This is a genomic window from Haloimpatiens myeolchijeotgali (assembly GCF_042688525.2).
Lineage (GTDB): Bacteria > Bacillota > Clostridia > Clostridiales > Clostridiaceae > Haloimpatiens.
This window is the reverse complement of record NZ_JBHWAB010000001.1, coordinates 2,447,447-2,471,986: the sequence shown is the minus strand read 5'-3', so window position 1 is coordinate 2,471,986 and position 24,540 is coordinate 2,447,447. Positions and strand designations below refer to the sequence as shown.

The following is a 24,540-nucleotide window of genomic DNA, read 5'->3' as shown; positions in this document are numbered from 1 at the left end:
TATAATTGTATATTATGTCTTATAAAGAAAAGATATGGTTATAAGTATGTAAGTATGGAGGATTTATATGAGACTATTTAAAAGAAAGAAGAAAAAGAATCAAAATGAAGTTAAACAAGAAAAAACAAGAGGAATTCTAACTTTATATTCAGTTACTGTAGATACTAAAAATATTTTAAATGTAATAAAAGAAGAATTTTTAGAGGTAACAAAATTAACTGAAACAATTGATAGAGGATTAAAAATTATTTTTAAAGATGATACAGATATTGAATTTCATTTATCAGATGATATAAATAATGTAATGACACAAACAAATGGCATGGCTAATTTCTTTTCTAAAGCGCCGCTTGAAAATGAAGAGATTTTAGAACAAGTTATGTTACAAATTCACATGTTTACTTGTATTGTAGGAATTGGCTTTGAACTTAATTGTGATGAAAAAAGAACAAACTATATTGTAAATACTATATACGAAATTGCAAAGAAAACTCAAAGCTTGATTCTTTATCCTAGTATGGAGTTATATACTTCAGAAGGGGAATTGCTTATATCTATAGATGGAAAAACGGATTTTGAAAAGTATTATCCAATAGCAAGTTCAGATTTATTAAAAAAAGATATAAAACCATCTTTTAATGACGAAGAACGATATAAAAAAATTATTAGAGAATGTGATGAAAAGAAAATACCACATACAGGCTATATGCTATCTACTCAAATTATGGAGAATGAAGTTAGACTTCCAAGTATAGAAGAGATAGCTAAGAGGGCAACAGCTGTATTTTCTTGTGCATTATACTCAGAGTGTTTGTTAATGGAAGGCGGTTCTATGGAACTTGCAAAGGATGAATTTGGAGATATTAATAAAATATATGGAGTTAAAAACTATTTAAGCAAAAAGGAAAAAGGATATATACAAATGGAACAACCAGATAAGGTTACAGCTATACAATTTTCTTGGCAATACGAAAGATGTTGTGTATTATTATGGGCACTTGGTTTTATAGAATTAAATTCACCAACTGAAATTTGCAATGTCCGTCAAATTGCTCAAATTATAAGAAGCTATAGTTCTTTAGAGGAATTGATAAAAGCTGCTAATATTAAAAGTAATGAAGAATTGCTAGATATGCATACAAGAATTTTGTATTATGATTGGGCATGTGTAGAATCAAGAGTAAAAAATGAAGAAGCGCCAGCAAACTTAGATTCTGGAGTAGTTCAAGAACAACATTATGCTCTAAATTGGATTATCGGTGCTAATGGAGAATGTGATTGGGATGATATTTGTCCTAACACATAAAGTTAAATAAAAGAAGAAAGGTCATTGAAATGGCATAGAAAATATGTATAGTTTTAGAAAACATAATTCAAGAAAATAAGCTTAAGATAAAAAGTAAACTAAAAGAAATAGTAACAGATTGCCTCTAAGAAAAATATTCTAATATTAGAGTATTATAGGAGGGGCTATAATGAATTATGAAATAATAGACTGTATTGATGCTGGAAGTGAATATTGTCCTTCCTGTGCGAAAACACGATTTTTGGGTAAGTATGGAAGAATAGGGGCTATTTTTTTTGTCCCCTATTAATAATGGAGTTATTGCGATATATTCTCCATCCCATTTCACGTCTTTTGCAACTGTTTTTAAAAGAGCTTTTCTTTCAATAGGGTCTTTAACAATATCTATAGTTCTATTAAAATTTTCTAAAGCTTCCACATAACTTTCTACATCTACTTGAGCTTTAGTAATATCATTTTCTTTCATTTTTTCTTTTTCTAGTTTTAATTTTAACTCATTTATGTCTTTATTGATAGTAGTTATTTCATTTAAAATTATATTAGATATATTTTCATCATCAATAAGAGAAAGTTTTTTTACAAGATTAGAGACAGCTTTTTCTTTTTCTTGTATATTGTCTTTTAACATTTGAATATTATTTATGATAGTATTGTTTTTATCTTTAATGGATGATTCTAAAGCATGGTTAAGATCCTTTATAAGTACTTTCCTATTGTACAATTTCATTTCACTTATAGTGGACATTTCTGCTTCATCAACTCGTACATTTTTATTATCACAATTGTGGCCATAACTATCATTCTTTTTACTACATACATAATAGCTATAAACTTTGCCAGGATTCTTTTTGCTCTTATGACCTGTTTTTATTATCATATTGCTTCCACATTTAGCGCATTTAAGAACACCAGATAACATATAACTATTAGAAGAAGTTCCTTGTCTACCTGAACTATATATTTGCTTTTCAGATTGCTGTTTTAATTGTTCTTGTACTTTTAACCATATGTTAGCATCTATTATACCTTTATGTTTTCCTACTGCAGCAACCCACTCAGATTTATTTCTTTCTATTCTGATATCTTTTGTCTTATTGAAAGTAAGAATACCATTTCCATTAGGTGTGCCAAAAACATTTAGTTCTTGATCTTCTAAAAAATTAATTATAGTTTTTGTACTTTTAACATAGATAGGGGAGTTTAATATTTGTTTTAAGGTTGTAGTGGACATATCTCCACCGTTTTTACCTCTTATAGAGTTTTCTAAGCAGTATTTTTTAACTTGGCTCATACTGCCTAATTCTAAATACTTATCATAAATAAGCTTAACGATTTTTATTTCTTCTTTATTAGAAGTCAACTGCATCATTTGACGCTCTTTACCAGTATCATCAATATAAATCTCTTTTTTAGAATCAAATCCAAGAGGGGTTTGACCACCAAGCCATCTTCCTTTTTTAGCTAGCTGCATCATTCCAGATTTAACTCTTTCAGCAAGTCTTTCTCTTTCCATTTGTGCCATAGCTGCAAGAATAGAAATCATAAACCTACCAGCGCTGGTTGTTGTATCATATGGTTCTGTAGCACTTAAGTATATAATTCCGAGCTTATCTAATTCATATAAGAAGTTATGAAGATCTCTAGCAGTTCTACCTAAACGGTCCAGTTTATAACTTATTACATAATCTATTTCTTTATTTTTTAAAGCTTTCATCAATTTAGAGAATTCTGGTCTATCAGTTGTTTTTCCGCTCCAGCCTTCATCCTTGAATATTTTAATTTCATGTTTTGTATCTGCAAATTTATAATTTATAAATCTTTCGCAAGTAGATACTTGTGCTCCTATAGAATCGCCTTTACCTGTAAATAGGGATTTACGAGCATAGATAGCGATTGTTTTCATTTGCTGCACCTCCTATACTCTCTATAGTGTATTAGACTTTTCATTTTTATATGGTGGTTGTTTAGCCATGTATTCTAAAATTTTATTTTTCCAATCAATGTTTAAAAGCCAAAATCTCATACCTATTGGCTTTTGATTATACCCAAGTATTTTAAGTTTAGTAAAGAGTGCTACAAATTGACTTGATGCTTGTGCGTCAGTTGTATCTCTAGAAATATTATTATATATAAAAGAACCTATTCCATCTATTTCAGTTCCATTACTTAATTTATGAACACTGTTTGCTAAAGGCAATTCTTTATTTATAAATATATAATTTAATATTTTTTCTATTTCTAAATCAGAAAATTGTGTTATAACTAGAGGATTATTTTTAAAAACTCTTTTTATTTTCAGACAATCCAATGAAGAGTATGTCCATTCAAATTCTTTGTGTTTGTTACCTAATGTATGCAATTTGTACCAGTTCAATATTAACACCTCCATAAGATTATAAAAATTTTGAGTTGAATTTTAGTTTGTTTCAATATTAACAATATATGTAATATATAATTAATTATAGCATTATTTTTTAAAACTATATATTTATTATAAAATTTGTTTAAAATTGTAATATTAATATTGACTATAATATATAATCACAAAATAATTTCATGTTTGGAAAATAGAAAATTTACTATATTGAAAATTAAATCGATGGATATGATGTATATATTTCTAAAATGAGGTGCTTGAAGCAAAAAAATAAAGGCTTACACAGCCCTATTTAATAATTTTAAGATGGTCTTTGATATCGAATACATCTTCTTCAGTTTAATGAAGTTTATGTTTAACAAATTTAACATCTTTAGAAATGGCATTGATACTATCTTTAGTTTTGGTACGGAATTCAGTAAGGTCAGCAGTTTGATCATAAACAGAATTTATTTTTTCTTTTATCTCTGTAATATCAGATTGCATTTTTGTTTGGTTTTTAAGTATTTGTTGTAATAATTGTTCAATATTATTCATCAATAACAACTCCTTAAAGATTAAAAGTAATACTATTATATACTACTTAATAGACTTTATGAAATTAGAAATTAATTCCAATGATTTTGGTGTTAAGGATTTTGTTAAAAAGGAGTTTGAAAAGGTAGAAGTTATATCAATATCTACAAAAAGTGTTATTACAAGAAGCAATAAGCACTATTCAAGATACAGTAATGTTGTAACCAATTAAAGGTGTAAATCATACTATAAATAATAGGTAGTAATTTTGATGAAGGAGGAATAGTGGCTAAAATATTAGGAGTTAAAATATTATATCCAGAAGGTGTAGATGTAGAAGAAGCACATTTAGAATTGCAAGAAAGAGCAATGAATATATTAGCCAAATCTTTGGTTAAAAGGCTTCCTTCAGAAGCAATACAAGAGATAATTAATAGATTAGAAAAATTAGAAAGCTTAGAAAACTTATGATAATTAGGCTGAAAAGCCTTTTATAAAAAATTATTTTATCACGAAATGCAAACATTTCCTCAATATATTCTATTCAGCATATAAAAGATTAGTACCAAAATAAATATGACACAGATGAGAGTAATTGTCTTAAGGACATATAGTTTAGTAGCAATAATGGATTTATATATTCAAAATGAAAATATGTAAATTAATTAGAATTATATGGTATAATTGTTAATGGTTAATCCAAAATTATAAAAATTATGAATTGCATGTAAGACAGTGTAAAGTAAACTATGAAAAAATGTAGTTCAATCAGTTATGATAGAATTTTAAAATATTATGATATTGAAAGGGTTGATAAAATGAGTGAAAAGAGACCTTTGGGAATAACTTTAATCGGATATTTTTATATTTTAGGTGTAACTGTATTAATAATAACATTATTTACAAATACTAGAGCTCAATTTGGAATTGCAGCTAGATTTGGAGTACCTAATGTCCCCGAGAATATAATGAGAGTGGTAGTGTCTATAATAACTTTAATAATGGTTTATGGGTATTTGAAATTAAAAAAATGGGGTTATTGGCTTATGTTAATAGATTCTACATACTTTTTAATAGTAAGTATTTTTTTATCTCAACAATATAAACAACAACCTTTTTATGGAAATGTTATATGGTCAATTATAGTATTGACATATACTTTATCAAAACGAAAATATTTTAATGAATGATAATAAGAAAGTGAGTATTAAGGAGAAACATAATTGAAAAAGAAAATAGCAGTGCTTATACTTATAATTATTGCGATTTTAGATAAGATAAAAAACACCGTAAAATTTGTTTGAATAATACGGTGCTTTAAGTAAATTGTTTGTTTTTCTTATCGTGCTTTAATTTTTATATATATTTTTTTTATTAACATCAATAAGGCATAAATAATAAAAACATTAGCAAAGAAACCTAATATATTAATACTCATTCCTTTATTTCCATTAAATAGATTACTAAAGAGTTGAGAATTTCCTTTATTACTTTGACATATTGAACAATATTCGCAGGGAAATCCAAAGTTATATATTGTTAAAGTTCCATTTCGTATTATATTTGCTGGGATAATAAAGGAAACAATTAAAAGTATTAGTATGCTTAATTTAAATTCCAAAGTTTGGATTCTTCTCATTTTAGTCACCTTTCTATAGTATTGTCACATAATATTTTTTATCAATCAGATTCAAGCTTTATGAAAATATAATCATATTTTCTATATTATTACATTAATATGGTTAGATTTTAGTGAATTAAAGTATACATTTATAGCATCTACATTTATCTTTAATCTCAAAACCTGCATTCAAAGCTGAGTCTAATTCATCAGTACAATTTTCATCAATAAAATATACAATTTCTTTTATACAACCAAATTCATTATATAATTGTACCAACATTTCATTAATTAAAATACTTTCAATACCTTTATTTTTATATTCTTTATCAATAAATAAGCCAAAAACTTCTGATATTTCTTTTCCAGTTTTAACAAAAATGCTTGCATGAATCGATCCATCGTATCTAAAGGCAAAGACTCGAAAACACTTATCTTTTTGCAAATTTTTGCTATTATAATACATTTCTAAAGGAATAGCATGTTTGTCATGAAATATAGCATATTCTTCAAAATCATCTTTAGTAATTTTTTCTACTTTATTGTGTTTTTGATTTATATGTGGTTCTAAATTATATAATCTTGTATCAATATTAGACTCTATACATTCAATATTCTTTTTCTTAAAATATTGATTTGCATTTTTATTAGTAAAAGGTACAGGTATAAATAATTCACAACCAGCTAATTGGTTCTTTATATAACCAATCAATTCTTCTGCAGTTTGTTCATAATCTTCTCTTATCAAAAATAGTGTTGTTTGTGCATATTTTTCATCACATATCCAATGATAAATACAAACTCCACATAATACGTTTTCATGATAGCAAGCTATTATATTTTCATTATTCGAACCAATAGCTTTTTCAATATTATTTTTAAGTTGTTTTAGTGAGTCTATTCTATGATAACTAGCGTACAAATTATTTTGACTTAATTCCCACGCAAAATCAACTACTTCCTCAAGTTTATCAATAATTTTTATCATTATTTACACCCCATTTATCATTGATATTTTAAATTTTTGTTTAGCTCAATCTTATTTAGTACATAATTTCTTGTAATTCTATCTCAAACATTAACAATTATACCACATTAATTTAAAATTTTACATAATTTACATATATAATTTTTTTTACATCTAATTATTTAATTTTCCAAGAATATTGTTTGTATTTAAAAATTCAATAAAAAATAATTAGATTTTAGGATATAATATTTAATCTGAGTTTCCTTGTAGTATCAATAGGTTTGTGCTATTCTTAGTTTTAAGGAATGGCTATTTTACTATGGTTTAACATAAGATGTATTTAAATAAAGTATTAAGAATAGGAATAAAGTTTACAGATGGTTGAATATTAACATGATATGTATTAAAATTTTTTTATTTCATATTCTTTTACTATTTTTCAACTAATATTATTGAAATCATTAATTATATTTATATAGTATTACAATTAATCTAAGTAAATATATATAGGATTTAAAAGAGTAAAATTGTTTATTGGAGAATAGGTTATATAAGAAATTATCAATTTAAATGATGATTTTATGAAATGGTAGAAAAGGGGGAGTGAGATATGGAAATTTGTAAAGTTAGACAAATTAATAAGAATACATATTTATTTACGGATATGAGTCTAGGATGGTATTATAATTCAACTGTAATTTTTACAGAGGAGGGACCAATTATAATTGATGTTTTTAGGGATAAAGAGCAATTTAATGAAGTTAAAAAATTTATTAACGAAAAAGGTTTTAATAAACCTGCTGCAATAATTTATACACACTGGCATTCAGATCATACAACAGGAAATAAAGTGTTTAATGATTGCAGAATAATAGCACATAAGTCAACAGTTACACATCTTGAAAAACTAAAGAAAAAATTAATTGATATAAATAGAGAAGATTCTATTCCAATGATGCCTAATGAAACTTTTGAGGAAAAAATGAAAATTAATATTGGAAATAAGTTATTAAGATTAATTCACTGTCCAGGGCATACTTTTGATAGTATATTAGTTTATGACAAAGATGATAAATTACTTATTGCTGGAGATAATCTTGTAAGTAAGGAAGTTGATTTTTGCCTTCCTCCAGTAATTCCATCAGATAATGACGTTAGCATGAAAGAATTGGAACAAGCCTATAAAATTATAGAAGGATTAAAGACTGATGTTATTATACCAGGCCATGGATGTATTTTAGAACCCCAAAAATTAATTGATTTTAATAAAAGATGTTATTACAAATGTTTAAAAGAAGGTAGTACTATGATTTCGGCAGTATAAAAAGAAAGGAATTATTTAGTAAATTGTGTAATATTTAAAAGTAGGTATAATTTACTTATAGATGATTATAGCATTTTACAATCATCTTATTATGTAAGTATGTATTTTGCATAAACTATTTGAAATTAAATATTCTATTTTTGAAGTGGTAGATATTCAGATATTTTTAATAAATATATTATGAATTTAAGTAATAGTTTATCTTGTAAATTTAAAATACTATGTTTAAATGATATTGTAAATCAGTTCTTAGTAAAATGTAGAATATTAAATAACAACAGATAGAGGCGATAGAAGATACTATAAAAAAGATATTTAAATAGCTAGATATAACACCATAATTATGTATAGAAAAATATGATATAATTTTTTAAAAACATAGTTGTCTTAAAATAAATAATATTAAAAAATGTAATTAAAAATAATTAGATTTTAGGATATAGTATTTAATCTGAGTTTCCTTTAAGATAAAGGAGAAGACAGAAAATTTTCCAACCGATTCTGATTTTAAAACTCTCCTTATCCATTGATTTACAATGGGGTAAGGGGAGTTTTTTATGCTATTTTTAAATTTTACAAAACGGTCTAATTGTAAAAAATATTACATATAATATTAGTAGAATAATAACTTGTAGGAGCAATGAAAATGAAAAATGATTTATTAAATAATAAAGATTTTTTAGAAAATTGTAAAAAAGCAACACTAGAAGCATTTAAAAACAAAATTAATACAAAGGAAGTAAATGAACTTCTCAAACATATGCCTAACCTTACTGAGGATGTGTTGATGAATGTATCAAGTGGAGTACTTGAAGCAGAGGCTTCACTTGTTAGTGCTCTTGTTTGGTCTAAAGTTAAATGTTATCCTAAAGACCAACCATGGAAGTTTGAAGCATCTGCATGGGGTCCTGGAGTAGGTGGAGGTTCTTGTATTGGATTTATGTATACCGCATATACAGGTAGCAATGCTTGGGATACTTTTTTTAAAAACGTTAAGGCTTATCATGCACAAGGTATTGCAGCAACTGCTGGTGGATTCCAAATCACTTGGTTTAGCTCTAAGGGAACACCAATAGGTCAATTTAATGGTGTTTTAGCTGGTGCTGGAGTTTTTGAAATTGGTGGTTCAGGACATTGGGTAAGAACAAAATAAAATATTTTCACCTTATTTTATAAACTAAATTTTAACACATAAAATATCTAAGGCTCATGTACAGGATATTATCTATCATACAGTAGGGTTGGTTTTACCCGAATTTACGCCTGTGGAGAGCGTAGGATTAGGAAGCTCCAACCTCTTAGGTGGGGAGTGAATTCACACATCTGTAATAAATTAATATTATAGATGTTTAAATGTTATAATACTTTTACATTGTAACATAAAAACACCGTAAAATTCATTTGAATAATACGGTGTTTTTCAAAGTGTCCATTTTTTAGTTGTTGCGTTAAATAAGAATATTATGAAGAAAATTTCTCTTCATAAAAGTATTTTTTTGTTGGTAAAATAAATATTAATTCTATAAATGTCAGCATAAAGTTTGTAGAAAGAAATAGATGTTTATTTTGTAGCCCCCAAATAATATATACTATTAGGAAAAATGTACTATAAGTTATCATTGACCAATAACCCCATTTTCTTAGTTTTAAAAAGCCATAAGATGCTATTAGTAAAATTATATACAATAATATCTGCATTATATAATGTGAAAAAATAGGTAAGGGTATAATAGAAAAGCCAAGGTGTTCTAAAAAACCCGGAAATAATGATGATGCTATTGACAATAATATTGATATTAAAGCAATTAAAACGTTTATACCTCCAATGAATAATATTATTAAAGGCTTTTTTTCATTCATAATCACACTCCTATATATGTCGTTATTGAATTCAAAATTTATATCCCCCAAAAAAATTTTAAGAATAGATATTTCATTAGTTTGTCATACTCTACAATTCCAGCTTAATTATTAATGATTATACCATATAATTCTAATTGATTTGCATAATTTACATATATGTTAATTATTTTTCAACCGTATTATTATTTTGTTTTGGATCTATAATTTTTTAAAAATATAATTGTCTTAAAATAAATAATATTAAAAAATAATATTAAAAATAATTGGATTTTAGGATATAATATAAGTAAGAAGGGGTGAGTTATATGCAAAGATTAAAGCCTTTAAATGATTATATATTCAAAAAAATTTTTGGTGAGAATGAAGTGAAAGATAATTTAATTGCATTTTTAAATGCAGTTTTAGATAGAAAAGATAGAGATAGATTAGTTACATTAGAAATAGTAGACAATAAAGAATTGACAAGAGAATTTATAAGCGATAAAACTGCAATATTAGATGTAAGAGCAAAAACAGAAGATGGAACACAAATTGATATAGAAGTACAGCTTACAAATCAACACAATATGGATAAAAGAACATTATTTTATTGGGGAAAGTTATTTAATGAAAATATATCTAAAGGTGAAGATTATAGAAATCTTAAGAAAGTAATAACTATAAACATATTAGATTTTAACTATATAAACTTAGATAAGTTTCATACTAAATTTCATCTTTGGGAAGATGAAGCAAAAGACTATATGCTTACAGATTTAGTAGAGATTCACTTTATAGAATTTCCTAAATTTAATGAATTAGAAGAGAAGAATTTAAAAGAAGATAGACTTCAAAGGTGGTTGACTTTCTTTAATAAGGATATTTCAGAAGAAAGATTAAAGGAGTTGATGGAGATGGATAAGGACATAAAAAAAGCAGAAGAGAGACTTGAATATCTAAGTAGTGATAAAGAGACAATAGAAATTTATAAAGCTAGAGAAAAGTCACTTCATGAAAGAGCTAATATGATAAGTAGTGCAAAGGATGAACGAGACATTGAAATTATAAAAAACTCTTTAATGCAAGGATTAAGTGTAGATATTATTTCTAAAATTACAGGAAAAAATATTGATGAGATAGAAAAAATCAAAAAATTATTTAACTAAGGATAAGTGTAATGGATTGGAAAGAAAAGTCACTTCATGAAAGAGCTAATATGATAAATGGAGCTAAAGAAGAAGGGATTAAAGAGGGAATAATTAAAACTGCAAAAAATTTATTAGTTATGGGCATGGATGCAGATACAATATCAAAAGCTACAGGATTAAGTATAGAAGAAATCAAAAGTTTAAATCAATAAGATTTAAAGCATGAATCTTTTAATAAATTTTCAATTTTTGAGAGTTATAATTAACGTATCATTTTAATTTTACCAACCGATTCTGATTTTAAAACTCCTTTTATCCATTGATTTACAATGGATTAAGGGGAGTTTTTTATGCTATTTTAAAATTTCACAAAACGGTTGGTAAAATTTTTATAAAACCTTGTAATATCAATGGGTTTGTGCTATTCTTAGTTTTAAGAAATGGCTATTTTACTATGGTTGAACATTAACATGAGATGTATTTAAATCCAATATTTCCTTTGCTAACGCCTAGTTCTTCAGCGTTGAACATTAATATGAGATGTATTTTCTTATATTGCTACATAAAAACACCGTAAGATTCATTTGAATAATACGGTGTTTTTTCAAAGTGTCCATTTTTTAGTTGTTGCGTTAAATAAGAAGGATACGACATAACTTAATATCAAATCATGTTTTATCAATTTAATAAATTGGAACTTATTGACATAGTTATTCTTAAATAATAACTACTTCAACCAATTATCTAATCTTACTAATAATAGTTCTTTATATTCATCAGAATTACACTTATTAATAAGCTCTTTATATTTTTCAACATCATTTTTGCTTTTTAAAACTGTTTCTATCATATGAATAAGCCCCCAATTTAAGTCATCACAATCATCTGAAAAAAGTGTAATTATTGATTCCGCTTCTTCCCATGTTATATCTTCTTCTATTTGTATTAATTCATCATATTTATTAAATAAATCATCATACATATCTTTATCATTTGGTATTTTACCCATTCTTATTAATGTACTAATTTGCTTATTCATATTATCCTCCTAAATCCGTCTGTAAACAAAATCATAATTCCATAAACCACTATTTATAAAGTCGTTTTACATCTTTTATATGTCTTATTTTATTACAATTACATACTATTATTAAATTATACACTACTTTAAATATTTATCCAGCTACATTCTTAAAATACTCATATTCCAATCTTCTTTCTTATATGTCTTTTTCCATATTTGAAAGCAACCATTACCTAGATTCACAATAAATTATAATTTCCACTTAATTATTAATGATTATACCATATAATTCTAATTGATTTGCATAATTTACATACATGTTAATTATTTTTTTACCGTATTATTATTTTGTATTGGATCTATAATTTTTTTAAAATATAGTTATCTTAAAATAAATAATATTAAAAAATATGATTAAAAATAATTGGATTTTAGGATATAATATTTAAAAGAAGATAGACTTCAAAGATGGTTGACTTTCTTAAGCAGAGAACCCAAATTTTTAATTTGGTGTGAATCGGTTAAGCAGACATTTCAAATCTATGATTTGTTAATGGTCGCTTACTCTGTGAGTACTCAGATGAAGAATGAATCTGAGTTTCCTTTAATATAAAGAAGAAAGATTAAAGGAGTTGATGGAGATGGATAAGGACATAAAAAGAGCAGAAGAGAGACTTGAATATTTAAGCAGCGATAAAGAAACAATAGAAATTTATAAAGTTAGAGAAAAATCACTTCATGAGAGAGCTAATATGATAAATGGAGCTAAAGAAGAAGGGATTAAAGAGGGGGAAAATAAAAAGTCTATTGAAATTATAAAAAACTCTTTAATGCAAGGATTAAGTGTAGATATTATTTCTAAAATTACAGGAAAAAATATTGATGAGATAGAAAAAATTAAAAAATTACTTAACTAAGGATAAGTGTAATGGATTGGAAAGAAAAGTCACTACATGAAAGAGCAAATATGATAAATGGAGCTAAAGAAGAAGGGATTAAAGAGGGAATAATTAAAACTGCAAAAAATTTATTAGTTATGGGCATGGATGCAGATACAATATCAAAAGCTACAGGATTAAGTATAGAAGAAATTAAAAGTTTAAATCAATAAGATTTAAGGTATGAATCTCTTAATAAATTTTCAATTTTTGAGAGTTGTAATTAACGTATCATTTTAATTTTTCCAACCAATTCTGATTTTAAAACTCCTCTTACCCATTGATTCACAATGGATTAAGGGGAGCTTTTTAGAACATTAACATGAGATGTATTTTCTTATATTGCTACGTAAAACATCGTAAGATTCATTTGAATAATACGGTGTTTTTTTGTTTGTTTTTTAGGTTGTTGTGTTAAATAAGAATAATATGAGTTAAGTGTAATTATAAATTATGCTTATAATCCACAAATAAAATTGCTTATCTCTTTGTTAACATCGTCATAGTTGTCCGCATTAGAAAAATGTGCTGCATCCTTAATAATATGCAATGGATATCCATCTTTTTTTGACCATTCTTCACAATAGTGCTTCACTTTTCCCGTTTTGTCATATTCACCTAATAAAATCAGAACAGGAAAATCAAAATGTACTGACTCTTTTCTGTCAAAAACTCTACCATATGCTATACCCATTTGTTCAATGATATCATTTTTACTTAAAGGCTCTAGCATTTTAAGCATCGTTTCATAAGCATATTGTGTTTTTGAAACTGATTTTGCCATACTATTACGTAACATTTTATCAGTAAAGCATTTTGCCATTATTTCAACATGTTTCAAGCACCATTTGTCTAATGTAGAATAGTAACATAATCCTAATGGTGTTGTATCCAATGCAATAAATGCAATTACTTTACGGGGGTACTGTATTGCGAATTCCTGACTTGGGTATCCACCCATTGACATTCCAACTAATATAACTTGGTGAATATTTTCAGCATCAAGTATTGAATTCAATTCTATTGCGGCATTTTTATAAGAAAAATTGGTGTAAGGGCGAGATTCTCCATGTAGAGGAACGTCCCATGTAATAATAGTATATTCATTTGAAAAATATTCAACCTGTTTTTCAAACATTGTATGATTGGCGGTTAAACCATGTGTAAAAACAATGCACCTTGCATTTTCATCTGTATTTCTGTTTATCCAATAATGTATTGTACCACGTTCTGATTTTATACTTTTATGTTCCATAATAAATTTACCTCACATTCCCCAAATATAACAATTGTTATGCTAATCTAAATATTCTTCTTTTAATATTGAATAATATTTACAATCTACTAGTGAACCAGTATTAATCTTATGTATCTTTCTTAAAGTACCTTCATATTTTAAACCACACTTTTCCATAACTCGTCCAGAGGCTGTATTATCAACATGATGACGTCCAGTTACACGTTCAAATCCTACTTCTTTAAAGGCAAAATTAATGATTGCAGAAAAAGCTTCAGTTATTATCCCTTTGTTCCAAGAAGTTCTACTTAAGCAATACCCAACCTCACAGTTTTCAATATTATTGTCTATATTCATAAGACAAATGGAACCAATTACACTTCCAGTTTTCTTTATTTCTATTGCCCAATTATAATTTTCCAGGCTACTATATTCATCAATCCACATTTTAAGTATATTTTTACTTACTTCAATGTCACTGTGAGTTTGCCAAGAAAGATATTTGGTAACCACATCATCAGATGCCCAATTATTAAACATATCTGCAGCATCTTCCGCTCTAAACTGTCTCAATATAAGTCTTTTAGTTTCTATTGTTTTTGTTCAAGTATGTTTTAACATGAAAAATCCCCCTAAAAGTTCATAATGTGATTAAGATAAATTATCCTTGTATCATTTTACAATTCTAGTTTAATTATTAGTAATTATAGCACATAGTTCTAATTAATTTACATATATGTTAATTCTTTTTTCACCATATTATTATTTTGTATTGAATTTATAATTTTTTAAAAATATAGTTGTTTTAAAATAAATAATATTAAAAAATGAACTATTCAAAATTTGTAATATATGGTATATAATTTAATAGGGAAGGATGTACAAGAATGATGGCGTTATGTGAAATTGATAAAACATAGGGGGAGAAAAATGATATATTTATTAGGTGGTGGAAAAGGTTTTATAAATGATGTAGGAGAGGAATTTAAATCTACATTAAAGGATACAAATAGCATTGTTTTTATACCAACAAGTCCAGAAGATATGGACAAATGTGAAAAATATAAGAAAATTAATTTAGAGTGGTTTAGAGAAATAGGAATTAAATTTGATAAAGTTAAACTGATTAATTCACAAGATAATATAGAGATAGCAAAGAATAAAATAACCGAAAGTGAAGTTGTTTTTTTAATGGGTGGAAATCCAATTAGTCAATTGAAATTTATATTAGATAAAGAATTGGACAAAAATTTGAAAGAACATAAAGGAATAATAATAGGGGTAAGTGCGGGTGCTTTATCAATATGTAAAAAATGCATTATTACAAAAGATGAAGATTTTTCTGAAAATATAGTTTTAGATGGAATAAATCTAACTAATGGAATAAATGTAGAAGTACATTATACTAATGATCATGATGATGATATATATGAAATTATAAAGGAGCAAAAACTAACTGAAATTTATGGAATACCTGAAGATTGTGCTCTAAAATTAGAGAATGGTACTATGAAATTTATAGGTAGAAAGAAATTGTATGTTTTGAAACAAGACTTTAAAGAAGAAATAGAGATATAATATTATCAACTGTAATGTTTTGTTGTTTGTAGATTTGTGTTATAGGATTTATTTAATGAATAATAGTTAAATATAACGTAACAAAGGAGAGGTGATGTTATGAATTATCCAGTACATATTGTTTCTGTTAGTGGTTTAATAGAAAACGATGAAGGAAAAATTCTAATGCTGCTAAGTCCAGACAGAGGATGGGAGATACCAGGTGGACAAGTAGAGGAAGGTGAATCTCTTACAGATGCCTTAAAACGGGAAGTAAAAGAAGAAACTGGGATATATATTGAGGTTGGTAACTTGAAAGTAGTTTATTCCAATGTAACAAAACGAGTTCAACCTGATGGAGTTAGTTCTATAGGGTCAATTGTAAACTTTGGATTTACTGGTAAGGCAATCTCAGGTGAATTAACAACAAGCGAAGAAAGTCTTGAAGTAGCTTGGAGTGATAGAGAGAAAGTATTAGATTTAATCGGTAAAGATTTTATGAGAGATAGGGTAAAGAGTATGTTAAGTTCTGAAGAAAAAATCATTTATGGTGTTTTCACTCGTGAACCTTATATTCTTCATGAAGTACAATATATCTAAAAATTAATTCACATTTTTCTTAGTTTGTTCATCAAGTTTATAACTAAAAATATAAGATGAATTATTTGAATTTTTATTGTGTCTAAAAAGAAAAATAATTTACTAAGTAATTGTTTGAATTATCATTTCATGAGATAGAAAATATGATGAGTAGTAGAAAAATGAAGGTAAAAATAAAAAAAGTAAAAAGGAGAAATTAATAATGAAAGCAGAAAAATTATGGATGAAATATATTAATAAATATCCCAATAATAAAGATAAAACATATGAAGCATGGTATTTTGGTAATAATGAAAAAATGGCTAATGAATTAGCAGAGCTTGTAGTAGGTGGAGAAAAGACTGCAACAACATCTGGATTATGCTTTTATGAATTAGATAATGAAGAATTACCTAAAGAAGGTGAGTTCAATATTATTTTAGATTGGGATAATAATGCTAAATGTATTACTAAAACTACAAAGGTTTATACTATACCTTTTAATAAAGTAACAAAAGAACATGCTTTTAAAGAAGGGGAAGGGGACAAGACATTATCTTATTGGAGAAAAGTTCATATAGAATTTTTTAAACAAGAATTGAAAAAATATGAAAAGGAATTTAATGAAAATATGATAGTCGTATGTGAAGAATTTGAAGTAGTATGGAAATAACAATATTTTTGGATTGCAATAGTTGCTGCTAGTTTATGGTTTTTATTGACATATAAGCTTAAATTTGATTTTGTACTATATGATATATAATATCTTTAGATAAATTTAACATTTTATAAATATGTTATGAGATAGTTTTGTGATTGAATATTTATGGTAATTTCATACAAATGTTTCTTTGTTATTATGAATATAATGTTTAATAAATTTCCACATAATTTATGTAAATCACTGTACGTAAATTAGATCATTATAGACTGTGCCTATGCTAGGCGCATATAAATAATTTTCCGAAGCTCAGCTTCGGAAAATTATCATTATTTGCTCTTTATACTTTTTCTACAATAATTTCTGCTCCAAAACCCCATTAAGTTTTAATCTTTCTATCTTATCCTTAATTTCATTTGAATCTATAGTGTATAGTCCTTCCTTTTTCATCCTCTTAAAGTATTCCGCTCCTGCAAAAGTATATCTGTTTCGTCTACCTTCTTTAGTTAATAATTTGTAATTAGCAAATGCTATAATATCACCAATAGCTAAAGAACGCGGCAATATAAGAAGTGGCATTCCCAAATACTGTCTTACTGCATTGTGACCTGCTAGGGAACCTGTACAGATAGCTTCTGTATGCCCAACAAAAAGCCCTGCCTTCTCTCCTGCGCAGAATAAATTATCTATTCCTTTAACTTTCATATCATCAGTTCTTGGAGCAACTGAAAGATATCTTATTGAATTGCCCTTGCCCCCTGCATATGGATCGATATATTTTGCATTTTCCAATCCTTTAATTTTTCTTAATTTTTCTAATGGATAATAAGATGTCATCAATTTTACGTGTCCAGTATCAAGAAGTACTACATTCTCTGCAAACTCTTTTAATGCATACTGCTGACATACTTTTATTTTTAACTTTTCTAAGTTTATATCTTCACTTGGAACTTTAAGAATAACTACACCTGTCTTCTCTAACTGTTCAACTATATCTTTTGATATACTTTCTTTACAAAGCTTGCAAGATCCACTAAAAGCTCCAAGAACATCATCTTCTCTTTCTCCTTGTAAATCTTCAACTCCTGCTCTAGCACTTATGCTAACTCTAGGTCCAAAAGCTGGACATCTAAGTACACACATAGAGCAACCATTTCCATATCTTAAACAATTACCCATAGGTCCTGTAGAACCTGTTGTTTCAACAAAAACATCCCCCTTAACGTAAGTTCCATCAGATAAATATATTCCTAAAATTTTGTTTCCTTCTTTTTCAATGTCTATTACTCTTGAAATAAGATGCATTTCGATTCCTAAATTTATTAAGTAATTTTTTACTGCTGGCTCAATTTTATTTACATCATAAAGCCATGCATGTTCATGACCAGGAAAGTTAATATTTTTATGTCTGCTGTTTTCATCTGTTATCTTAATTAAATCCCCAGCACCTAAATAATTAATTTCTTCTGATGCTGTATAACGCCCATTATTTCTCATTATTCCACCTATATTACCAAGTCCAAGAAGCATATCTGTCTTTTCATATAATGCAACTTCAGCACCTGCTTTTTTTGCTGTAATAGCAGCTGCACATCCTGACCAACCGCCTCCGATTACGATAACCTTCATATAAATCTTCTCCCTTCAAATAAATTTCTAGGATCTGTTTGAACTTTACATAACCTTTTTATTTTGTGTCCCTTATATCTAGCGGTACAACCTCCGCATATTCCTTCACCACAGCACATCTTAGCATTATTACAGCAAGAAAATTTTATTTCAGGATTTTCAACATAATTCAAAATTTTATATATTAATATGTCTTGTGCAGCTACATGAATTAAATTAATTTCTCTATTTTCCATTAAATCAGTTAAAAGATCTTTAAATTCATCTGTTAATTCTCCCTTTTCAAAAACTTGACACTCAAATACATTGCAATTATATTTTTCTAAATGTTCTCTTATAAATATGTTACTAAAATTCCCCTTATCAACAATTACTATTAAATTATTACCATTTGAATATAATTTCTTAATTACAGGAATGCTTGGCGCTTGCCCAATACCTCTTATTACAACAATTGAGGTTTTATCTTTACTTTTATATATATTTTTTAATCCCTGTACTCCATTCCAAAATGGACCTTTTACCAATATGTTTTCCCCTTCATTCAAAGAATCAATTTTCTTAGTTTTTATTCCTTTTATTTCTATAGCTACTTGTATTAAATTTTCCTCCAAATTTAAATCCATTATTGATATAGGTGTGTTGTAAAATTGATCACTATCTGGAGTTCTAAGAAATACAAAGCTTCCTGGTGATACTAAATTTGAACTAAGTTTATGAGGAATTAGAATGGTGAGTTTCAACAAATTCTTTTCTATATATGTTTTATTAATTATTTTACATTCAAATTCTTTTCTACCTTCTTTGGCTTTATTTCCATTCCATATATATTCTTGATATATGCAAACCCCTTTCCAATTTATACAATCACAAAATTTACATCCCCTAAGCTGAGAGCAAAGAATACACTCATTAGTTTCTGCTAAGTGACAAGGACATCCTTCCTGTATGAAAACACGACAATTTGGGAAAAATATATAATTTGCCTAAAAAAGTACAATGCAAATAAAAGAATGTGAGGAGAATAGAATGGAATTTTTAGAGAACTTCTATACTAATAATTTTATTACTTTTGATTATAGAAAGGTTAGAATATAAATGTATGGTTTTAGAAAAGCTAGAGCAAGAATGAAAAGAAGTAAAAAAGAAAATATTAAAAATTCATGCTAAAATAAGAGAGATTAGAATAATACGGATATGGAATATGATATTGAACTTTTAGATACTGAATATAGGTTGTTAGGAGAGAAGAAGTATAAAGATAAATTATCACTAGAACGAATAGGCTTAAAATTGAGTATGGATAAAAGTAAAGTAAGCAGAAACAGCAGTAAAGTAAGTTATTAAATTTATAATACAATACAAAGCAAAGGAGAATAGAAATGCAAAATATTAATTTAGAATCATTAAAAGGTAAAATATTTAAACATTTTAAAGGAGATTTATATTTATTATTAGATATAGCTGAACATACTGAAACAGGTGAAAATTTAGTTATATATAAAGCTTTATATGGCTCTTGTGGAGTATATGCAAGACCACTAGAAATGTTTTTAAGTGAGGTAGATACAAACAAATACCCAAAGTCAAAACAGAAATATAGATTTGAACCAGTAATAATTGAAAGTGTAAAATAATAATATACATGCAATAAATCAAAGCAAAACAAGTATTAAAATATTAATGTAAAGATGTATGGATATAAGTACTTAACTAAAGGTAGATAACTTACCTACTGGAGGTTAGGTATTTTTTTATCGGAACCATTTTACCAATATTATCTTGATTATGCAAAAGGTTTTATTAATACGCAAATTCAAGCAATTGAAGTTAACAAACAAACAGAAAATAATAAAAGTAAACTTATAAAGGACATAAAAAAGAGAGTAAGTAAAGAATATAATTTAAATAATACTGAAGACAAAAATATTAAGATAGCAATAAGTGAATATAGATTTGTTACAGTAGATTGCTTAAATGTTAGAATTAATAATTCTACAAAATCTAAGGCTATATACAAATTAAATTTTGGAGAAGTAACAAGAATTATAAATAAAAATAGAAATTGGACATTTATAGAATATAGTGATGATGAAAATATAAATATAAAAGGGTGGGTATATACTCGGTATTTAAGTAAATTTAAGTAATATCATTATCAAATTATGAGATGAATTTATATAGTAATGGAAAATAGATCATTTCTAGTAATTTACAATTTTTTTAATCTCACAAATTTATTTTTAATCTTATAATAGTTATCTTTGCTTATCATATGAATACCTTTTTTCCAAGCTATGTAAGTAGATGGGGGTATCCCTAATATTTTAGCATCACCTATCATACTTAAGTTATTATTTTGCCTCCAATTTTTAAAATATTTAACATAGTCAGATATTATAAATTTAGAATAATTATCTGTACATAGGTAATTTAAGTCTATTATTTTACCGAGTTTTAATAACGCATTTTTAGAAGGATGAATACTGTTTTTTTAATATCTTTCTATAGATCCACAACTAAGATCACATTTTGCTGCTAATTCTTTTTGAGATAATTTTAGTTTAAGTCTAATTTTTTGCAATCTTTTTCCTAGTGTATTTTTTCTAAAATAGAGTATAAATCAATATATAGATTGATTACCAGTTGTTGTGAAAAAGCAGCAGTAAATTTTACCCTGAGTATTTTTTCGTACTTGGGGTTTTAACTTTTTTATAAACTTGTGTAAATAAGTTAAATATTGTAAAATAAAGTTAGTGTTTTTATTAGAATATAACATAATGTAATTGAAGTATATATATAAAGAAGGTAAAACGAAAACTGAAATTACTGAATAGTATGAAGAGTCAAAGCGAATATTTCAAATATGAGGAGGGTGAAAATGGGGAAATCAAATTTAACTACCAAACAAAAGAAAGCAGAAATTAACCTATATATAATAATTATTGTAACACTTATTGCACTCGGCATTTATAGCATATATCAAAACCAAATTATTAACTTTTCAAAAAATAAAAGTATTCATATTATATTAAGAACAATGCTTATGGCATTTATGCAGTATAGCATTGCAGGATTTGGAATAACAATAGTATCTGTTTTAAGAAGAAAAAGTTTTTTGAGCTATGGACTTAAGAAGAAAGGAACATTACAGTCAATTATTTTTTCTACATTGATATTTATACCATATGTAGTATTTTTATTTATAACAGGGAAAGCAAACGGGTATTTACCTTTTCAATCTGTATGGATTACAAAAGAAGTATTAGCAAGTGTATTTCCTGTAAATATAATTGGTTTGGCAATAATTTTAATTGCATGGGGCTTTTTTGAAGGATTTAATTATGTTGTAATAAGTGAAAAGATTAATATTAGGTATCCAAGTCAAAATAAATGGCTGAATTGGGGTGCAATTACTTGTGCCATAATGTGTCTTCTAGTTCATGGTATGATAGGAGTTACGCCAGAAAATATAATTGAAGCGATTATTGTATTTGTTAGTATATATGGTATGCTGATGATAAAAGAATTTACAGATAACGCTTGGGGATGTGTATTTATTTTTGTGTTCTTATGGAATGCATTTTAATTATAATACTTTATTAGATATAAACTTTGTAAGTTATTAAGACAAGTATTATGAGAGATATGCAAAATGCAGACAAGAATGTTTTTATGAGTTATGTAAAAGTTATGATTTTAAACCTTATCTTATTCAGTTATCGGAAGAAGATAGTGAAGTGATTACATTTGTGTATAAACATAATAAAGAAAATAAACAAGACTTTAAATTTTCCATAAAAATTAAAATATTAAGCGATAATAATAAAAGCAAAAGTCCATAATATCAGTGAGAAAACGGAGGAAATTAATATCATATCTTTTGTTATTTTTTTTCCTTGTTTTATTTTTAGTAATATATTAAAAAATTCATAACAAAATATAAAACCTAGTAAAGGCATAAATATTTCAGCCATAACAACAAAAAAAACCATATAAACACCTCTTTTTTAATAGCTTATTTTATACTTATATTTTTGGAAAATCTTAAAATAACATATATATCATAACATTTATATGTATATATGTAAAATTATTGATGATAAATTAAATTGTAATTCAAAAGTAAAAAGGACTATTCTATTATTTATTGAATTATAAAAAATACGTTATATATAGATTGAGATATTTGATCATAGTGATAACACTATATTTATAAGCTGTAAAATTTATTGCAACAAATAAGCTTATAAATATGATAAAATAAGAATACATTCAAAAGAGAAGGTGTTATTTTATATGAAAGAAAATAGTAGCAAAATACAAAATTTTATAAGAGCTTTAGATAAATTAAAAGAAGGTTTGTTGCAATATGATGAAGAAAATGAACTTTTAAGAGATGGAATTATTCAAAGATTTGAATTTACTTTTGAATTAGCTTGGAAAACTTTAAAAGAAGTATTTGAAGATGAGGGATTAATAGGGTTAAATTCACCAAAATCAGTATTAAGAGAAGCTTTTCAAGCAGAAATAATTAAAAATGAAAAATTATGGCTTAATATGCTTATGGATAGAAATGCTACATCTCATATGTATAGTGAAAGCAAGGCTATGGAAATTTGCAAAAATATAAAAGAAGAATATGTTAAAGCTTTAGAAAATCTTAAAGAACAGATAATAAAAAGGGTTGGATATTTAGGATAAAAAGTGAACCTATAGGAAGTGATCACAATAGAAGCTCTAAAAAGGCATGAAATAACAGTTTACTTAATTATGACTTTTCTATTTACTTGGATATTTTGGATTATTGCATTTACTTCAACCAGTTTAAGTTTAAATGGATCTTTTCGTATAATAGGTTCATTTGTGCCAAGTATTATGTCTATAATTTTTACTGGTTATTATTATGGAGTGAATGGCATAAAAAGGCTGTTGAAAAAGTTAACTATATGGAGGATTAATCCACTTTTTTATGCGTTTATATTTTTATTTACAGCAACATCAATATATATACCATCGTTTATTTGTAATACCGTTGGAATGAACTACATTATCCATATTAATAATCATATTTCAAGTTTTCAACTTACTTCACCACTTACAATATTAATTTGTTTTTTTGCTGTTATGATTTTTGGGGGACCAGTTGGAGAAGAACTTGGTTGGAGAGGATTTGTATTACCTAAGCTTGAAAAAAAAGTTAACCCTTTTATATCAAGTATAATATTAGGAGTTATTTGGACATGTTGGCATATACCAATGTTTTATTTTCATGTACCTGGTTATGATATAAGTTTTATTAGTTATCTTTTAGAAACTATTTGGTTAACAATTTTGTTCACATGGCTTTATAATAATACAAAAGGCAGTTTATTAATTATAATCTTGTATCATAGTGTTGATAATTTTGTCATGGCAGTCTGTTTTAATGATTTTATGGAACATTTCAACACTTATTCTGTTATTTTTTGGATTATGAGATTAATAGTTTTATTATGTATTGTCTTTGATATGTTTAGAAAACCGTTGAAACAATTAAAATATGAAAATACTTAATTCAACTTTACAGTACAAAATACTGTCTAGCGAAGGGAAATGATATCTTGCGTAAGAAACATTTGAACAAAGTTTACAAGTTCTTAGCTTTACGAATTTGAAAAAAGTCATTTTTTAATTACTGATTCCTACGGAATATTAATTAAAAAATCTTTTTTCAATATGAGTAAAGCTTAGAACTTGTTACTGAAGTGAAAGGTTTCAGAGCAAGATATCATTTCCCGTAGCGGCTATTTTTTACCTGTGAAACTTGAA

At 26.4% G+C, this 24,540-nt stretch carries 29 protein-coding genes; 19 read left to right on the top strand and 10 right to left on the bottom strand.

Annotated elements, in window-relative coordinates:
• The first annotated feature begins 67 nt into the window (after positions 1-67).
• A complete protein-coding gene (locus ACFIJ5_RS10930; protein WP_379806924.1) occupies positions 68-1,306 on the top strand; it encodes a DUF4272 domain-containing protein in 1,239 nt (412 codons plus the stop codon).
• Positions 1,307-1,430: 124 nt separating this feature from the next.
• Here the strand turns inward: ACFIJ5_RS10930 and ACFIJ5_RS10925 are convergent, their stop codons facing one another.
• From ACFIJ5_RS10925 to ACFIJ5_RS10915, 3 genes are all read right to left on the bottom strand, one after another.
• Positions 1,431-3,209: a recombinase family protein gene (locus ACFIJ5_RS10925; RefSeq protein ID WP_379806922.1), complete on the bottom strand. Its 1,779-nt coding sequence runs from the start codon at positions 3,207-3,209 to the stop codon at positions 1,431-1,433.
• 21 nt (positions 3,210-3,230) lie between these two features.
• Positions 3,231-3,680 (bottom strand): hypothetical protein, encoded by a 450-nt coding sequence (locus ACFIJ5_RS10920; RefSeq protein ID WP_379806920.1) that lies wholly within the window; start codon positions 3,678-3,680, stop codon positions 3,231-3,233.
• 342 nt (positions 3,681-4,022) lie between these two features.
• Entirely contained in the window at positions 4,023-4,220 is a 198-nt protein-coding gene (locus tag ACFIJ5_RS10915) for a hypothetical protein (protein WP_379806918.1), read from the bottom strand.
• Between the two features lie 58 nt (positions 4,221-4,278).
• On the opposite strand from ACFIJ5_RS10915, the gene ACFIJ5_RS10910 reads away from it, so the two are divergent.
• From ACFIJ5_RS10910 to ACFIJ5_RS10900, 3 genes are all read left to right on the top strand, one after another.
• Positions 4,279-4,431 (top strand): hypothetical protein, encoded by a 153-nt coding sequence (locus ACFIJ5_RS10910; protein ID WP_379806916.1) that lies wholly within the window; start codon positions 4,279-4,281, stop codon positions 4,429-4,431.
• A 53-nt stretch (positions 4,432-4,484) separates the two neighbouring features.
• Positions 4,485-4,670: a hypothetical protein gene (locus ACFIJ5_RS10905; RefSeq protein WP_379806914.1), complete on the top strand. Its 186-nt coding sequence runs from the start codon at positions 4,485-4,487 to the stop codon at positions 4,668-4,670.
• Positions 4,671-4,948: 278 nt separating this feature from the next.
• Positions 4,949-5,389: a hypothetical protein gene (locus ACFIJ5_RS10900; RefSeq protein WP_379806912.1), complete on the top strand. Its 441-nt coding sequence runs from the start codon at positions 4,949-4,951 to the stop codon at positions 5,387-5,389.
• A gap of 567 nt (positions 5,390-5,956) precedes the next feature.
• Here ACFIJ5_RS10900 and ACFIJ5_RS10895 read toward each other — a convergent pair.
• Positions 5,957-6,808: a hypothetical protein gene (locus tag ACFIJ5_RS10895; protein WP_379806910.1), complete on the bottom strand. Its 852-nt coding sequence runs from the start codon at positions 6,806-6,808 to the stop codon at positions 5,957-5,959.
• A 592-nt stretch (positions 6,809-7,400) separates the two neighbouring features.
• Here ACFIJ5_RS10895 and ACFIJ5_RS10890 point away from each other — a divergent pair.
• Positions 7,401-8,114, top strand: coding sequence for an MBL fold metallo-hydrolase (locus tag ACFIJ5_RS10890; protein ID WP_379806908.1), 714 nt, complete (start codon positions 7,401-7,403; stop codon positions 8,112-8,114).
• A 646-nt stretch (positions 8,115-8,760) separates the two neighbouring features.
• Positions 8,761-9,267 carry a hypothetical protein gene (locus ACFIJ5_RS10885; RefSeq protein ID WP_379806906.1) on the top strand — a complete coding sequence of 169 codons (507 nt, stop codon included), beginning with the start codon at positions 8,761-8,763 and terminating at the stop codon, positions 9,265-9,267.
• A 308-nt stretch (positions 9,268-9,575) separates the two neighbouring features.
• Here ACFIJ5_RS10885 and ACFIJ5_RS10880 read toward each other — a convergent pair whose 3' ends face one another.
• The gene (locus tag ACFIJ5_RS10880; RefSeq protein ID WP_379806904.1) at positions 9,576-9,974 is read right to left on the bottom strand and encodes a hypothetical protein; all 399 of its coding nucleotides are present in this window, start codon (positions 9,972-9,974) and stop codon (positions 9,576-9,578) included.
• Between the two features lie 308 nt (positions 9,975-10,282).
• On the opposite strand from ACFIJ5_RS10880, the gene ACFIJ5_RS10875 reads away from it, so the two are divergent.
• Both ACFIJ5_RS10875 and ACFIJ5_RS10870 read left to right on the top strand, forming a co-directional pair.
• Positions 10,283-11,122, top strand: coding sequence for an Rpn family recombination-promoting nuclease/putative transposase (locus tag ACFIJ5_RS10875; protein WP_379806902.1), 840 nt, complete (start codon positions 10,283-10,285; stop codon positions 11,120-11,122).
• A gap of 11 nt (positions 11,123-11,133) precedes the next feature.
• Positions 11,134-11,316 carry a hypothetical protein gene (locus ACFIJ5_RS10870; RefSeq protein ID WP_379806896.1) on the top strand — a complete coding sequence of 61 codons (183 nt, stop codon included), beginning with the start codon at positions 11,134-11,136 and terminating at the stop codon, positions 11,314-11,316.
• 515 nt (positions 11,317-11,831) lie between these two features.
• Here the strand turns inward: ACFIJ5_RS10870 and ACFIJ5_RS10865 are convergent.
• The gene (locus ACFIJ5_RS10865; RefSeq protein WP_379806900.1) at positions 11,832-12,143 is read right to left on the bottom strand and encodes a hypothetical protein; all 312 of its coding nucleotides are present in this window, start codon (positions 12,141-12,143) and stop codon (positions 11,832-11,834) included.
• 626 nt (positions 12,144-12,769) lie between these two features.
• Between ACFIJ5_RS10865 and ACFIJ5_RS10860 the strand changes: the two genes are divergently transcribed.
• Both ACFIJ5_RS10860 and ACFIJ5_RS10855 read left to right on the top strand, forming a co-directional pair.
• A complete protein-coding gene (locus ACFIJ5_RS10860; RefSeq protein WP_379806898.1) occupies positions 12,770-13,045 on the top strand; it encodes a hypothetical protein in 276 nt (91 codons plus the stop codon).
• Between the two features lie 11 nt (positions 13,046-13,056).
• Positions 13,057-13,239: a hypothetical protein gene (locus ACFIJ5_RS10855; protein WP_379806896.1), complete on the top strand. Its 183-nt coding sequence runs from the start codon at positions 13,057-13,059 to the stop codon at positions 13,237-13,239.
• A gap of 284 nt (positions 13,240-13,523) precedes the next feature.
• Here ACFIJ5_RS10855 and ACFIJ5_RS10850 read toward each other — a convergent pair whose 3' ends face one another.
• Together ACFIJ5_RS10850 and ACFIJ5_RS10845 are read right to left on the bottom strand one after the other, a co-directional pair.
• Positions 13,524-14,321 carry an alpha/beta fold hydrolase gene (locus tag ACFIJ5_RS10850; protein WP_379806894.1) on the bottom strand — a complete coding sequence of 266 codons (798 nt, stop codon included), beginning with the start codon at positions 14,319-14,321 and terminating at the stop codon, positions 13,524-13,526.
• Between the two features lie 42 nt (positions 14,322-14,363).
• The gene (locus ACFIJ5_RS10845) at positions 14,364-14,876 is read right to left on the bottom strand and encodes a GNAT family N-acetyltransferase (protein ID WP_379806892.1); all 513 of its coding nucleotides are present in this window, start codon (positions 14,874-14,876) and stop codon (positions 14,364-14,366) included.
• A gap of 357 nt (positions 14,877-15,233) precedes the next feature.
• Here ACFIJ5_RS10845 and ACFIJ5_RS10840 point away from each other — a divergent pair, with 357 nt between their 5' ends.
• The 3 genes from ACFIJ5_RS10840 to ACFIJ5_RS10830 all read left to right on the top strand — a co-directional run bounded on the left by ACFIJ5_RS10840 (position 15,234) and on the right by ACFIJ5_RS10830 (position 17,112).
• A complete protein-coding gene (locus ACFIJ5_RS10840; RefSeq protein ID WP_379806890.1) occupies positions 15,234-15,881 on the top strand; it encodes a Type 1 glutamine amidotransferase-like domain-containing protein in 648 nt (215 codons plus the stop codon).
• A 99-nt stretch (positions 15,882-15,980) separates the two neighbouring features.
• Complete coding sequence (locus ACFIJ5_RS10835; protein WP_379806888.1) at positions 15,981-16,460, top strand: NUDIX hydrolase; 480 nt, start codon at positions 15,981-15,983, stop codon at positions 16,458-16,460.
• 202 nt (positions 16,461-16,662) lie between these two features.
• Complete coding sequence (locus ACFIJ5_RS10830; protein WP_379806886.1) at positions 16,663-17,112, top strand: ASCH domain-containing protein; 450 nt, start codon at positions 16,663-16,665, stop codon at positions 17,110-17,112.
• Between the two features lie 339 nt (positions 17,113-17,451).
• Here the strand turns inward: ACFIJ5_RS10830 and ACFIJ5_RS10825 are convergent, their stop codons facing one another.
• Positions 17,452-18,729 carry an FAD-dependent oxidoreductase gene (locus ACFIJ5_RS10825; protein WP_379806884.1) on the bottom strand — a complete coding sequence of 426 codons (1,278 nt, stop codon included), beginning with the start codon at positions 18,727-18,729 and terminating at the stop codon, positions 17,452-17,454.
• Positions 18,726-19,679 (bottom strand): sulfide/dihydroorotate dehydrogenase-like FAD/NAD-binding protein, encoded by a 954-nt coding sequence (locus tag ACFIJ5_RS10820; RefSeq protein WP_379809593.1) that lies wholly within the window; start codon positions 19,677-19,679, stop codon positions 18,726-18,728. Before ACFIJ5_RS10820 ends, ACFIJ5_RS10825 begins: the two co-directional genes overlap by 4 nt.
• A gap of 247 nt (positions 19,680-19,926) precedes the next feature.
• Between ACFIJ5_RS10820 and ACFIJ5_RS10815 the strand changes: the two genes are divergently transcribed.
• The 6 genes from ACFIJ5_RS10815 (at position 19,927) to ACFIJ5_RS10790 (ending at position 24,285) form a co-directional block, all read left to right on the top strand.
• Entirely contained in the window at positions 19,927-20,076 is a 150-nt protein-coding gene (locus ACFIJ5_RS10815; RefSeq protein ID WP_379806882.1) for a hypothetical protein, read from the top strand.
• Positions 20,077-20,111: 35 nt separating this feature from the next.
• Positions 20,112-20,366 carry a DUF1653 domain-containing protein gene (locus tag ACFIJ5_RS10810; protein ID WP_379806880.1) on the top strand — a complete coding sequence of 85 codons (255 nt, stop codon included), beginning with the start codon at positions 20,112-20,114 and terminating at the stop codon, positions 20,364-20,366.
• Between the two features lie 111 nt (positions 20,367-20,477).
• Complete coding sequence (locus ACFIJ5_RS10805; RefSeq protein ID WP_379809592.1) at positions 20,478-20,879, top strand: SH3 domain-containing protein; 402 nt, start codon at positions 20,478-20,480, stop codon at positions 20,877-20,879.
• 731 nt (positions 20,880-21,610) lie between these two features.
• Complete coding sequence (locus ACFIJ5_RS10800) at positions 21,611-22,318, top strand: hypothetical protein (protein WP_379806878.1); 708 nt, start codon at positions 21,611-21,613, stop codon at positions 22,316-22,318.
• Between the two features lie 710 nt (positions 22,319-23,028).
• On the top strand, positions 23,029-23,433 hold the full coding sequence (locus tag ACFIJ5_RS10795) for a nucleotidyltransferase substrate binding protein (RefSeq protein WP_379806876.1): 405 nt from the start codon (positions 23,029-23,031) through the stop codon (positions 23,431-23,433).
• 69 nt (positions 23,434-23,502) lie between these two features.
• Positions 23,503-24,285: a CPBP family intramembrane glutamic endopeptidase gene (locus ACFIJ5_RS10790; RefSeq protein ID WP_379806874.1), complete on the top strand. Its 783-nt coding sequence runs from the start codon at positions 23,503-23,505 to the stop codon at positions 24,283-24,285.
• Positions 24,286-24,540 lie beyond the last annotated feature (255 nt).

Excerpts from the sequence above, each read along its gene's own strand:
- ACFIJ5_RS10930 (WP_379806924.1), top strand. The coding sequence starts at position 68 with ATGAGACTATTTAAAAGAAAGAAGAAAAAGAATCAAAATGAAGTTAAA.
- ACFIJ5_RS10925 (WP_379806922.1), bottom strand. The coding sequence starts at position 3,209 with ATGAAAACAATCGCTATCTATGCTCGTAAATCCCTATTTACAGGTAAA.
- ACFIJ5_RS10915 (WP_379806918.1), bottom strand. The coding sequence starts at position 4,220 with ATGAATAATATTGAACAATTATTACAACAAATACTTAAAAACCAAACA.
- ACFIJ5_RS10910 (WP_379806916.1), top strand. The coding sequence starts at position 4,279 with ATGAAATTAGAAATTAATTCCAATGATTTTGGTGTTAAGGATTTTGTT.
- ACFIJ5_RS10900 (WP_379806912.1), top strand. The coding sequence starts at position 4,949 with ATGAAAAAATGTAGTTCAATCAGTTATGATAGAATTTTAAAATATTAT.
- ACFIJ5_RS10895 (WP_379806910.1), bottom strand. The coding sequence starts at position 6,808 with ATGATAAAAATTATTGATAAACTTGAGGAAGTAGTTGATTTTGCGTGG.
- ACFIJ5_RS10890 (WP_379806908.1), top strand. The coding sequence starts at position 7,401 with ATGGAAATTTGTAAAGTTAGACAAATTAATAAGAATACATATTTATTT.
- ACFIJ5_RS10885 (WP_379806906.1), top strand. The coding sequence starts at position 8,761 with ATGAAAAATGATTTATTAAATAATAAAGATTTTTTAGAAAATTGTAAA.
- ACFIJ5_RS10880 (WP_379806904.1), bottom strand. The coding sequence starts at position 9,974 with ATGAATGAAAAAAAGCCTTTAATAATATTATTCATTGGAGGTATAAAC.
- ACFIJ5_RS10875 (WP_379806902.1), top strand. The coding sequence starts at position 10,283 with ATGCAAAGATTAAAGCCTTTAAATGATTATATATTCAAAAAAATTTTT.
- ACFIJ5_RS10870 (WP_379806896.1), top strand. The coding sequence starts at position 11,134 with ATGGATTGGAAAGAAAAGTCACTTCATGAAAGAGCTAATATGATAAAT.
- ACFIJ5_RS10865 (WP_379806900.1), bottom strand. The coding sequence starts at position 12,143 with ATGAATAAGCAAATTAGTACATTAATAAGAATGGGTAAAATACCAAAT.
- ACFIJ5_RS10860 (WP_379806898.1), top strand. The coding sequence starts at position 12,770 with ATGGATAAGGACATAAAAAGAGCAGAAGAGAGACTTGAATATTTAAGC.
- ACFIJ5_RS10855 (WP_379806896.1), top strand. The coding sequence starts at position 13,057 with ATGGATTGGAAAGAAAAGTCACTACATGAAAGAGCAAATATGATAAAT.
- ACFIJ5_RS10850 (WP_379806894.1), bottom strand. The coding sequence starts at position 14,321 with ATGGAACATAAAAGTATAAAATCAGAACGTGGTACAATACATTATTGG.
- ACFIJ5_RS10840 (WP_379806890.1), top strand. The coding sequence starts at position 15,234 with ATGATATATTTATTAGGTGGTGGAAAAGGTTTTATAAATGATGTAGGA.
- ACFIJ5_RS10835 (WP_379806888.1), top strand. The coding sequence starts at position 15,981 with ATGAATTATCCAGTACATATTGTTTCTGTTAGTGGTTTAATAGAAAAC.
- ACFIJ5_RS10830 (WP_379806886.1), top strand. The coding sequence starts at position 16,663 with ATGAAAGCAGAAAAATTATGGATGAAATATATTAATAAATATCCCAAT.
- ACFIJ5_RS10825 (WP_379806884.1), bottom strand. The coding sequence starts at position 18,729 with ATGAAGGTTATCGTAATCGGAGGCGGTTGGTCAGGATGTGCAGCTGCT.
- ACFIJ5_RS10815 (WP_379806882.1), top strand. The coding sequence starts at position 19,927 with ATGGAATATGATATTGAACTTTTAGATACTGAATATAGGTTGTTAGGA.
- ACFIJ5_RS10810 (WP_379806880.1), top strand. The coding sequence starts at position 20,112 with ATGCAAAATATTAATTTAGAATCATTAAAAGGTAAAATATTTAAACAT.
- ACFIJ5_RS10800 (WP_379806878.1), top strand. The coding sequence starts at position 21,611 with ATGGGGAAATCAAATTTAACTACCAAACAAAAGAAAGCAGAAATTAAC.
- ACFIJ5_RS10795 (WP_379806876.1), top strand. The coding sequence starts at position 23,029 with ATGAAAGAAAATAGTAGCAAAATACAAAATTTTATAAGAGCTTTAGAT.
- ACFIJ5_RS10790 (WP_379806874.1), top strand. The coding sequence starts at position 23,503 with ATGACTTTTCTATTTACTTGGATATTTTGGATTATTGCATTTACTTCA.